The sequence below is a fragment of the Actinomadura sp. KC216 genome, assembly GCF_004348535.1.
In the GTDB taxonomy this organism is placed as follows: domain Bacteria; phylum Actinomycetota; class Actinomycetes; order Streptosporangiales; family Streptosporangiaceae; genus Spirillospora.
In genome coordinates, this window is record NZ_SMJX01000069.1 from 22,433 (window position 1) to 32,782 (window position 10,350).

Sequence of the window (10,350 nt, forward strand, 5' to 3'; positions counted from 1 at the left end):
CGCCCTGGCCCGTCACCTCATCGACCTGGGCCGCGTCAAGGACGCCCTGGCGATCCTTCAACAGCGCGGCCCCCACCTCCTTGGCCGAAATGGGCCATCAAGGCAGCCGAAAGCACGCGAACGAGGAGTTCGCCTCATACGTCTCAGATGGAAACCAATGGGCTCCCCTGGCACGAAAGACGGCGAATGGCACGCAGCGGCAAGCCCCTGACCCCCATCCAGATGATCGTCGGGATCGCCATGTGGCTCGGGGTGGCCCTCATCCCCATCGTCTTCGAGATCACCGAAGTCCGCCTCGCGTTCGGCCGGACGGGGACGCCGGGGACGGCGACGGTGACCTACTGCACGGACACCGACACCTCTCCCTACTGCAGCGGCACCTTCACCCCCGACGACCCTCCGAGCACTCCGGTCACTGTCACCCTCCGTGCGGACTCCAAGGAAGACGACGTGTTCCCCGCCCAACTCCACCCGGACGGGATCCACGCCTACCCCACCGACTTCGGAGGCCGCGCCAGCACCCTGGCCATCCCCGCCCTGGGCATCCTCATCCTCATCCCTCTCCCGTGGGCCCTGGCCTACAAGTACCTCAGACACGTCCCCGGCAAGATTTCCCTGTCCGTCATGGGAGCCCTTGCGGCGGTACCGGCCGGCATCACCCTCATCGGCCTCGCCATGCCCAACTTCTGAGGGATGGGCGACGCTCACCGGTCTTCTCCTTCAGGGAGCAGCGGGAAGTTGCTGCGGAAGAGGTTGCGCGGATCGCGGTCGCGTTTGATGCCCCGCAGCCGGTTCAGCGCGGCGGGCGCGAAGGCGTCCGCCGCGGTCTCGCCGGGGTTGAGGAAGACGAGGGGCTTGCGGCCGGTGGCGGGAAGCGCGCCGGCGAGCGCCCGCTGCTTGGCCTCGATCGCGGTGGCCGTGGCGGGATCGGTGGGGATCCCGTACAGATACAGGGCGTACGGCTCGGTCAGCGGGCCGTGCGGGGAGTCGGAGGGACGGGCGAACGCGCCGCCCAGGTGCCGGATCTGCGCGATCAGCAGCGGGGCGATCGGCTCGGCGAGCAGGGAGTCGGCGGCGGCGTCGTCCAGTCCGGTCAGCAGCTCGGCGCGGGAGAGGCCCGGGCTGGGGTCGGTGGGCTCGGCGGTGATGGCGCCGAGTTCGGCGACCGTCATCGTCGCGCGGCCGTCCGACAGCGGCCGGGGAAGGCGGTCCAGCGGGGCCAGCAGGTCGCGCGCCTCGTCTTCGCCGCCGAGGTAGGTGGCGTCGACGGAGACCATGGGGGCGGCTCCGGGGAAGTGCAGCAGGCCCAGCCAGACCGTGAGCGCCTCCGGGGCGGTGGCGGTGATCTGCCGGAAGGCGTCCAGCGCCGCGGCGGCGTGCTCGGCCGGCCACAGCATCCGCCCGCCGTACAGGTGCGGGGCGGGGTGCAGGGCGAGTTCGAGCGCGGTGACGATGGCGACGTCGCCGCCTCCGCCGCGCAGCGCCCAGAAAAGGTCGGGGTCGCTGCCGGCGGTGACATGCCGCGGACGTCCCTCGGCGTCGACGATGTCGAAGGCCGTGACGCTGTCGGCGACCCAGCCGTGGGCGCGGCCGAACCAGCTGAGGCCGCCGCCGAGGGCGACGCCGGTGGCGCTGACGACCGGGGAGCTGCCGGGAAGGCCGGTCAGGCCGTGCGGCGCGGCGGCGGCCTGCAACCGCCCGGACGGGACGCCCGCGCCGATGCGGGCGCGGCGGGCTCCGGGGTCGATGTCCACGGTGTCCAGCCGGCGGGTGCGCAGCAGCACGGCGCCGTCGGTGCGGCCGGTGGCGCCGTGCCCGCTGGGCTGGGTGGCGATGCTCAGCCCGGCATCCCGGGCGTGCCGGACGAGCGCGGCGACGTCGTCGGCGTCGGCGGCCTCGACCACGGCGTCCGCGGGCTGCTCGACGGCCAGGTTCCAGGGCCGCCGGGCGGCGTCGAACCCCGGGTCGCCGGGCAGCAGGACCTGCCCGCGGACAACGGATCGCAAGGCGTTCAGCGCGTTCATCCTGTTCCCCCTTCAACGCGAACGGAACAGCACATGCCGTTCCGATTAGGCGGCTCCCCATCAATGGCCAGCGCGGCGGCCACGTCGCCCTACGCACCCAGGTCATCCTGCAGACCGCACTCGACCGGCCTCTGGAGAGCGGCTACACCAAACTAAGCACCGAGGCGATCGCCGCCCGCGCCGGGGTCGCCATCCGTGTCGGCGGTGTTTTAGCAGGTCCTGGGGCAGTTCGCTGTGCGGACTGGGGCGTTGTGTGTGAGGCGGGCCACCTCGCAGAGTGTCATCCGCGGCGCGATGCGGTCGTCACATCGGCGGCATGTCGCGTTCGTGCTGACGTTTTCGTCGACTCTGTGGGGAGAGCGTGGACAATTCATCGGGTTCCAGCCCGCGGTTCTTCGTGGGCACGGACGTGGGCGGGACGTTCACCGACCTCGTCGTCCTGCGGGACGGGCGCCCGCCGCGGTTGTTCAAGTCGCCGACGACTCCGGACGACCGCTCCGAGGGTGTGGTGAACGCCCTGCGGCTGGCCGCCGAGTCCTTCGGGCTGGACCTTCCGGGCTTCTGCGGTGCCGTCGTCTACTTCGCGCACGGCACCACCGCGGCGACCAACGCGCTGATCGAGCGCAAGGGGGCGCCGACCGCGCTGCTCACCACCCGCGGGTTCAGCGACACCATGCTCATCCAGCGGTCGATGACCTCCTGGGTCGGCATGGGCGCCCGGACCGGCCACTACAGCGCCCGCCGCAACCCCGATCCCATCGTGGCGCGGTCGCGGATCGTGGAGATCACCGAGCGGATCGACGCCGGAGGGGCTCGCGTCGTCGCGCTGGACGAGGGCGAGGTGCGGGCGGCGCTGCGCCGGCTGCGGGACGAGGGCGTGCGGGCGCTGGCGGTGTCGTTCCTGTGGTCGTTCGTGAACGGCGCGCACGAGGAGCGCGTCGCCGAGATCATCGGTGCGGAGTGGCCGGAGGTGTACGCGACGCTGTCGCACGAGGTCGCGCCGGTGATCGGCGAGTACGAGCGGTCGGCGACGACGGTCGTCAACAGTTATCTGGGCCCGGTCATCCGCGACTATGTCGCGAATCTTGAGGGGCGGCTGCGCGCGGCGGGGTTCACCGGCGACTTCTCGATCATGGACTCGGGCGGCGGCGTCATGCGCGCCGAGGACGCGGCGCGCCGGGCGGCGTCGATGCTCACCTCCGGGCCCGCCGGGGGCGTGCTGGCCTCGACGGCGCTGGCCGCGCGGCTCGGGCACCGCAACGTGATCACCTCGGACATGGGCGGGACCAGCTTCGACGTCGGCCTGATCATCGACGGCGAGCCGCTGGTCGAGCGGGTCGGCGAGGTCGGGGAGCTGCATCTGGCGCTGCCGCGGATCAAGGTGACCGCGATCGGCGCGGGCGGCGGGTCGCTGGCGGCCGTGGACGAGTCGGGGGTGCTCGTCGTCGGTCCGGAGAGCGCGGGGTCGGTGCCCGGCCCGGCCTGCTACGGGCGCGGCGGCGACCGTCCGACCGTGACGGACGCCGACGTGGTGCTCGGCATCATCGACCCGGCCCGCTTCCTCGGCGGGCAGATGCCGCTGGACCGCGCGCTGGCGGAGAAGGCGATCCGCGTGCACGTCGCCGACCCGCTCGGGCTGAGCGTGGAGGACGCGGCGGCCGGCATCCGGAAGGTCGCCGACAACCAGATGGCCGACCTGCTGCGCAAGGTGACGGTCGAGCAGGGCCACGACCCGCGGGACTTCGTCGTCTACGCCTACGGCGGGGCAGGCCCCACCCATGCCTACGCCTACACCGAGGCCGCGGGCATCGCGACGCTAGTCGTCCCGCCGACCTCGACCGTCCATTCCGCGTACGGTGCCGTGACGTCCGACCGGTACCGCGCGGTGCAGACGACGGAGGTGCACCGCACCCCGCCCGGCGCCCAGGACCCGGCCGCCCACCTGGACGCCGACGCCATCTCCGCCTCGCTTGACGCGCTCGCCGCGCAGTGCCGGATCGACCTGGACGACGATCCGCGCATCCGGCTCTCGCGGGTGGCGTACCTGAAGTTCCGCAGGCAGTCGCACGAGCTGCCTCTCGCCGTTCCCGACGGGCCCGTCACGACCGGCGTGCTGCGGGGGCTGATCGAGGACTTCCGCGCCGCCTACGAGCGGATCTACGGCGCGGGCACCGCCCTGCTGGAGGCGGGCGTGGAGATCCACACGCTGCGCGTCGAGGGACGGGTGAAGATCACCGACGTCCGGGAGGGGCGCTACCCGGGTGCCGCCGACCCCGACGCCGCCCTCATCGGCGAGCGCGAGGTGCACTTCCCCGAGACCGGCCGGGTCGCCACCCGGGTCTACCGCGGCGAGGGCCTCGGCGGCGGCGCCGCCCTGCGCGGTCCCGCGGTCCTGGAGTTCGCCGGCACCACCGTCGTGCTCGGCCCGAACCAGTCGCTGGCCGTCGACCACCACAGCAACCTCGTCATCGACTGCAAGGGGGAGGCGTGACCGCCACCGCGAACGCCGCCGAGACCGCCATCGATCCGATCACCTTCGAGGTGATCCGGCATCGGCTGCTGGCCATCACCGATGAGCAGGGCGCGACGCTGGCGGCCATCTCCGGGTCCACCCATGTGGTCGAGGCCAGCGACTACAACGTCGGCCTCTACCTGCCGGACGGCTCGGTCGCCGCGATGGGGCGCACGATCCTGTCGCACGCCTCGTCCATGGCGGCGATCACCCGCTCGGTCATCCGGGACTGCGCCGGGTCGCCCGGCATCAATCCCGGCGACATGTTCATCGTGAACGACCCGTGGAAGGGCACCGTCCACGCCCAGGACGTCGGCCTCATCGCGCCGATCTTCTTCGACGGCGAGCTGCTCGCCTGGACCGGGGCGATGTGCCACATGGTGGACGTCGGCGGCATGACGCCGGGCAGCTTCTGCATCGACGCGACCGACTCCTACCAGGAGGGTCTGCAGATGCCGCCGACCAAGCTCGTCGACGGCGGCGAGGTCCGCACGGACGTGTGGAACCTGATCCTCGGCCACACCCGCATGGCGCCGACCGTCAACCTGGACCTGCGGGCGCTCGTCGGCGCGAACAACACCGCCGTCCGGGCGATGACCGCGCTGGCCGGGAAGTACGGAGCGGCGACGGTCCGGACCGTGATGGCGAACCTCATCGGCCTGTCCGAGCGGCGCCTGCGCAACCGTCTCGCGCTCCTGCCCGACGCCCGGCTGCACTCGCGCGCCTTCCTCGACAACGACGGCGGCCTCGCCCAGTCGTCGGAGAACGCCACCTACGAGGTCGACCTGGTGCTCACCAAGCGCGGCGACACCCTGCGCTTCGACTTCTCCGGGTCGTCCCCGCAGGCCAAGGGGTACATCAACTGCGCCTACTCGGGGATGATGGCCGGGATCTCGGCGGCGCTGCTGCCGACGCTGGCGTTCGACGCGCCGTGGAACGAGGGGCTGTTCCAGCCGGTCGAGGTCGAGTGCCCAGAAGGGCTGATCTGCAACGCGGCGCGTCCGGCGGCGGTGAGCGGCGGCGCGCTGGAGGCGGGCTGGCTCGTCGAGATGACGGCGCTGGAATGCCTGTCCAAGCTCGCGGCCTGCTCCGACGAGCTGCTGCGCGAGGCCCAGGCGGGGCCCGCGGGCGGCCCCGACAAGTTCGTCCTCACCGGTGCGGGCGAGAACGGCGCCCGGCAGACCTACGTGATCATGGACTGCCTCGCCACCGGCGGCGCGGCCTACGCGCACCGCGACGGCGCCTGGACGCAGGGCCAGCACAACATCGAGCGGCAGAAGATATCGAACGTCGAGGCCGTCGAGATGGACGCCCCGCTGCTGTACCTGTGGCGCGGCCTGGTCGCGGACTCCGGCGGCGCGGGGCGCCACCGCGGCGGCATGAGCATGGGCGCGGTCTACACCGTGCACGGCGGCCGGGACGTCACCGCGCTGAACTCCGCGCACGGCTGGGAGGTGCCCAACTCGACGGGCATCTTCGGCGGCTACCCCGGCGCGCAGAACACCCGCACCGTCGTGCACGGCAGCGATGTCAAGGCGCGGCTGGCCGCCGGGACCGTCCCGGCGGTCGAGGAGCTGTCCGGGGAGCGGCCCGTCATGCGGGGGCGGCAGGGGCTCTACCATCTCGGCGACGACGACGTCCTGGCCACCGTGCCGCAGGCGGGGGGCGGCTGGGGCGACCCGCTCGACCGGCCCGCCGCGTCCGTCCAGGCCGACCTGGACTTCGGGGCTGTGACGCCGGACGCCGCCGTCCGCCTCTACGGGGTGGTCCTGGCGGCGGACGGCCGGGTCGACGCCGCCGCCACCGCCGCGCGCCGCGAAAGCCTGCGCGCCGGGCGCCGGGCGCAGCCCGCCGACCTGCCCCTTCCGGAGCAGCCGCGGGGCGAGCGCATCCGGATCCACCCGATGGGCGACGGGCTGGAGGTCGTCGAGTCTGGCGGGCGCCGCTGGATCGCCTGCGTCTGCGGGTGCGTCATGTCCCCGGCCGGGGAGCCCTGGCGTCCGCGCGCGGCGCGCCAGACCAGCCGCGACGTGCACGCCTTCAGCCACGCCACCCGCCTGGACGACGGTCTCGAACTCCGCGCCTACTCGTGCCCGTCCTGCGGACGGCTCCAGGCCACCGACGTGGTGCGGCGCGGCGCCCCGCACCCCGACGACATCCGCCTGCTCACCGGCCCCGAAGGCCAGGAGGAGGAGGAGTGATGGGACGGCTCGCGTTCGCCGCGGCGACCTCGCACGTCGGCGCGATCGTCAAGAACCCCGGCGCCGACCCGGAGGTCTCCGGGGAACTGCACGAGGCGTGGCGGAGGCTCGACGCCGAGATCGCCGCCGCCCGGCTGGACGCCGTCGTCCTCGTCGCCACCGACCATTACGAGACGTTCGGGCTGGAGAACTATCCGGCGTTCTGCCTCGGTGTTGCCGGTGAGCACGAGGGGTGGGCGGAGTTCGGCAACCCCGGCGGCAGCGTCGCCGGCCGTCCCGCCATCGCCGAGGCGCTGCTCGCGGACCTCACCGCCCGCGGGTTCGACCTGGCGCGCTCGCACACCATGGCGCTCGACCACAGCTTCATGGTCCCGCTGACCAAGCTCCCGGCGGCCGCCTCCGCCGGGGTGGTGCCGCTGTTCGTCAACTGCACTACCCCGCCGCTGCCGACGCTGCGCCGCTGCGCGGAACTCGGCGCGGCGCTGCGGGAGGCGGTGCGGGCCCTGCCCGGCGGCGCCCGGGTCGGCGTGATCGGCACCGGCGGCCTGTCGCACTGGGTAGGGCTGCCCCGCTTCGGCGACATCAACACCGAGTTCGACCGCCGGCTGCTGGGCCTGCTGGAGCGGGGCGACGCAGGGGAGATCCTCGCCTGGGACGACGCCGCGATCCTGGACGAGGCCGGGAACGGCGCGCTGGAGATCCGCACGTGGCTCATCGCGGCGAGCGCGGCCGGCGGCCCGGCCCGGGTACTCGCCTACCGCCCGATGCCCGCCTGGACGGTCGGGATCGGCATCGCCGCCTTCGAGACGGACGCCGCCGGGGTGGTCGCATGAGCATCGTCGCCCTCAACCGGCTCGCCCGGGAACTGGAGCACACGCCCGGCCTGCTCGCCCGCTACCTGGAGTCGCCGGAAACCGTCCTCGACGGGTACCGGCTGACCGGGCCGGAGCGGCGGGCCGTGACCGCCAGGGACGCCCCCTGGCTGCTCGACGCCGGGATGAACCCCGTCGCGCTGCGCAACCTGATGGTCGTGCTCGGCGTCGCCCACCGGGACATGTACGCCGCACCGAAGGACGGCACCTGACATGGCCGTTTCCGACGCGAAGAGAACAAGCCCGAACCTGGACGCGGCGCCCGCGGAAGGCGTCCCGGTCCTGGAGCTGCGCGGGGTGCGCAAGGCCTTCGGCGGGGCGCAGGCGCTCGCGGGTGTCGACTTCACGCTGCGGACCGGGGAGGTCCACGCGGTCGTCGGCATGAACGGCGCCGGGAAATCGACCCTGGTGGAGCTGATCTGCGGCACCTTCCCCCAGGACGGCGGCGACATCGTCATCGACGGCCGCCGCCAGGGCCCGCTCACCCCGCGGCGCGCGCACGCGGCGGGGGTGAGCATCGTCCACCAGCGGCGCACGCTCGTCGGCGAGCTGAGCGTGGCGGAGAACCTGCTGCTCGGCAGGCTCCCCACCCGCGCGGGACGGGTGCTGTGGCGCAGGGCCCGCGAGGAGGCCGCCGCCGCGCTCGCCGACCTCGGCCTGGACGTCGCCCCCGGCGCGCCCGCCAGGAGCCTCGACCCGGGAGCGCAGACGCTCGTCGAGATCGCCCGCGAGGTCCACCACGGCGGCCGGGTCCTCGTCCTGGACGAGCCGACCGCCGCGCTCGGCGCCCGCGACGCCGAGCGCGTCCACGGCCTCGTCCGCACCCTGCGCGACCGGGGCACGGCCATCATCTACATCTCGCACCACCTGGACGAGGTCCTGTCCCTCGCCGACCGCGTCACCGTCATGCGCGACGGCCGGGTCGCGGCCGTCGAGGACAGGACCGCGCTCGACCTGCCCGCGCTGGTGCGGGCGATGGTCGGCGACCGGCTGGTGCGGGGCGGGCGGCCGGAGACGGCCCGGAGGCCCGGCGCCGTGGCGCTGACGCTGTCCGAACTCGCCGGCGGGCGGCTCCGGCCGTTCGACCTGGAGATCCGGGCCGGCGAGGTCGTCGCCGTCCTCGGCCCGGCGGGCGACGGCCAGTCGGAGCTGTTCGGGCTGCTCAGCGGGCTGCGCCGGGCGCGGAGCGGCACCGTCGCCGTGCGCGGCTCGGTGCTGCGGTCCGGTAGCGTCACCGCCGCCCTCGGCGCGGGGCTGCGGTGCGTGACCGGGGACAGGCTGTCCTACGGGCTCGTGCCGGGCCTCGGCGTCGACGAGAACCTCGACCTGGTCCGGCGCGGCAGGCAACGGCCGTGGCTGGTGCGCTGGCGCGACGTGCACGCCCGCGCCCGCTCGTCGCGGGAGCGCTACGGCGTCACCACGATCCAGGACGACCCGCCGGTGGCCGCGCTGTCGGGCGGCAACCAGCAGAAGGTCCTGCTGTCGGCGTGGCTCGACGGCGACGTCGCCGCCTGCCTGCTGGAGGAGCCGACCAGCGGCGTCGACGTCGCGGCCAAGGCCGACATCCACCGGATCGTGGACGGCCTCGCCGCCCGCGGGACCGCCGTCCTGCTCACCTCTTCCGACATCGACGAGGTGATCCGGCTCGCCGACCGCGTCGTGGTCGTGCGGGGCGGCCGGGCCGTCGCCGACCTCCCCATGGACCACGTAAGCCGGGATGACCTCGGCACGCTCATCGCCGGAGGAGACCAGCCATGACCGCACTGACCGCGACGAGCGAGCGCCTGCGGCTCGCCCTGCCGCCGGGCCTGTCCCGCCACCTCGGCCTGCTGGCCGTGCTCCTGATCGTCGGGGCGTTCACCGCGCTGCGCAGCGACGTCTTCCTCACCGGCCCGAACCTGCTCAACGTGTCCCAGCAGATCGCCGTCGTCGCCGTCCTCGCGGCGGGGCTCACCCTGCTGATGACCGCAGGCGGCATCGACTTCTCGCTCGGCGCGATCGCCGCGGTGACCCACGGCGTCACCGCCCAGCTCATTGTCGCGGGCGTGAACGAGTGGGCCGCCGCCGCGCTGGCACTCGCGCTCGGCGCGGTGGTCGGCCTGGTCAACGGGATCGTGGTGACGTACCTGCGGGTCACCCCGTTCGTGGCGACGCTCGCCACGTCCACCGTCCTCGGCGGCGCCGCCCTGCTGATCATCGACGGCAAGAGCGTGTCCATCGGCGAGGCGCTGGTGACGCTCGGGTTCGGCGAGGTGTTCGGCGTCATCCCGGCGCTGGTCGTCGTCGCGGTCGCCGTCTGCGTCGCCGCCGGACTGATGCTGCGCTGGACGGCGTTCGGCCGCAACGCCTTCGCCATCGGCGGCAACGAGCAGGCCGCCCGCCTGGCGGGCATCCCCGTCGCGCGGACCAAGCTGCTGCTCTACACCCTCGGCGGCCTGCTCGCCGGGCTCGGCGGCGTCATGCTCGTCGCCCGGCTCGGCGCGGCCAGCCCCGGCACCGGCGGCCTGCACCTGGAGCTGACCGTGGTCGCCGCGGTCGTCATCGGCGGCACCGCCCTGCACGGCGGCAGCGGCACCCTCGTCGGCACCGCCCTCGGCGTGCTGCTGCTCGGCGTGGTCACCAACGCCATCAACCTGCTCCAGATCGACTCCCACTACCAGGACGTGGCGCTCGGCGCCGTCCTGCTCGTCGCGGCCATCACCAACCACGTGCGCGGCCGTCCCCGCTGACCGGTTCCCAGC

Annotated in this window: 8 protein-coding genes; 7 read left to right on the forward strand and 1 reads right to left on the reverse strand. The window is 73.7% G+C overall.

What is annotated here, in order from left to right:
* The first annotated feature begins 186 nt into the window (after window positions 1–186).
* The gene (locus E1264_RS14760; protein ID WP_132173702.1) at window positions 187–690 is read left to right on the forward strand and encodes a hypothetical protein; all 504 of its coding nucleotides are present in this window, start codon (window positions 187–189) and stop codon (window positions 688–690) included.
* Between the two features lie 14 nt (window positions 691–704).
* Here the strand turns inward: E1264_RS14760 and E1264_RS14765 are convergent, their stop codons facing one another.
* Entirely contained in the window at window positions 705–2,024 is a 1,320-nt protein-coding gene (locus E1264_RS14765) for an FAD-binding protein (protein ID WP_132173704.1), read from the reverse strand.
* A gap of 361 nt (window positions 2,025–2,385) precedes the next feature.
* Here E1264_RS14765 and E1264_RS14770 point away from each other — a divergent pair, with 361 nt between their 5' ends.
* Genes E1264_RS14770 through E1264_RS14795 form a run of 6 tightly spaced genes read left to right on the forward strand, consistent with a single transcriptional unit; the run spans window position 2,386 to window position 10,338 of the window.
* Window positions 2,386–4,515: a hydantoinase/oxoprolinase family protein gene (locus tag E1264_RS14770; RefSeq protein WP_132173706.1), complete on the forward strand. Its 2,130-nt coding sequence runs from the start codon at window positions 2,386–2,388 to the stop codon at window positions 4,513–4,515.
* Window positions 4,512–6,737, forward strand: coding sequence for a hydantoinase B/oxoprolinase family protein (locus E1264_RS14775; RefSeq protein ID WP_165964181.1), 2,226 nt, complete (start codon window positions 4,512–4,514; stop codon window positions 6,735–6,737). Before E1264_RS14770 ends, E1264_RS14775 begins: the two co-directional genes overlap by 4 nt.
* Complete coding sequence (locus E1264_RS14780) at window positions 6,737–7,570, forward strand: extradiol dioxygenase (protein WP_132173710.1); 834 nt, start codon at window positions 6,737–6,739, stop codon at window positions 7,568–7,570. Before E1264_RS14775 ends, E1264_RS14780 begins: the two co-directional genes overlap by 1 nt.
* Window positions 7,567–7,821 carry a hypothetical protein gene (locus E1264_RS14785; RefSeq protein ID WP_132173712.1) on the forward strand — a complete coding sequence of 85 codons (255 nt, stop codon included), beginning with the start codon at window positions 7,567–7,569 and terminating at the stop codon, window positions 7,819–7,821. The genes E1264_RS14780 and E1264_RS14785 overlap by 4 nt, the downstream gene beginning before the upstream one ends.
* A gap of 1 nt (window position 7,822) precedes the next feature.
* Window positions 7,823–9,367, forward strand: a complete 1,545-nt coding sequence (locus E1264_RS14790; RefSeq protein WP_132173714.1) for a sugar ABC transporter ATP-binding protein — start codon at window positions 7,823–7,825, stop codon at window positions 9,365–9,367.
* Complete coding sequence (locus E1264_RS14795; RefSeq protein ID WP_132173716.1) at window positions 9,364–10,338, forward strand: ABC transporter permease; 975 nt, start codon at window positions 9,364–9,366, stop codon at window positions 10,336–10,338. Before E1264_RS14790 ends, E1264_RS14795 begins: the two co-directional genes overlap by 4 nt.
* Window positions 10,339–10,350 lie beyond the last annotated feature (12 nt).

Bases quoted from the DNA above. Each gene is read 5' to 3' on its own strand.
- E1264_RS14760 (WP_132173702.1), top strand. From the start codon at position 187: ATGGCACGCAGCGGCAAGCCCCTGACCCCCATCCAGATGATCGTCGGG.
- E1264_RS14765 (WP_132173704.1), bottom strand. From the start codon at position 2,024: ATGAACGCGCTGAACGCCTTGCGATCCGTTGTCCGCGGGCAGGTCCTG.
- E1264_RS14780 (WP_132173710.1), top strand. From the start codon at position 6,737: ATGGGACGGCTCGCGTTCGCCGCGGCGACCTCGCACGTCGGCGCGATC.
- E1264_RS14785 (WP_132173712.1), top strand. From the start codon at position 7,567: ATGAGCATCGTCGCCCTCAACCGGCTCGCCCGGGAACTGGAGCACACG.
- E1264_RS14790 (WP_132173714.1), top strand. From the start codon at position 7,823: ATGGCCGTTTCCGACGCGAAGAGAACAAGCCCGAACCTGGACGCGGCG.
- E1264_RS14795 (WP_132173716.1), top strand. From the start codon at position 9,364: ATGACCGCACTGACCGCGACGAGCGAGCGCCTGCGGCTCGCCCTGCCG.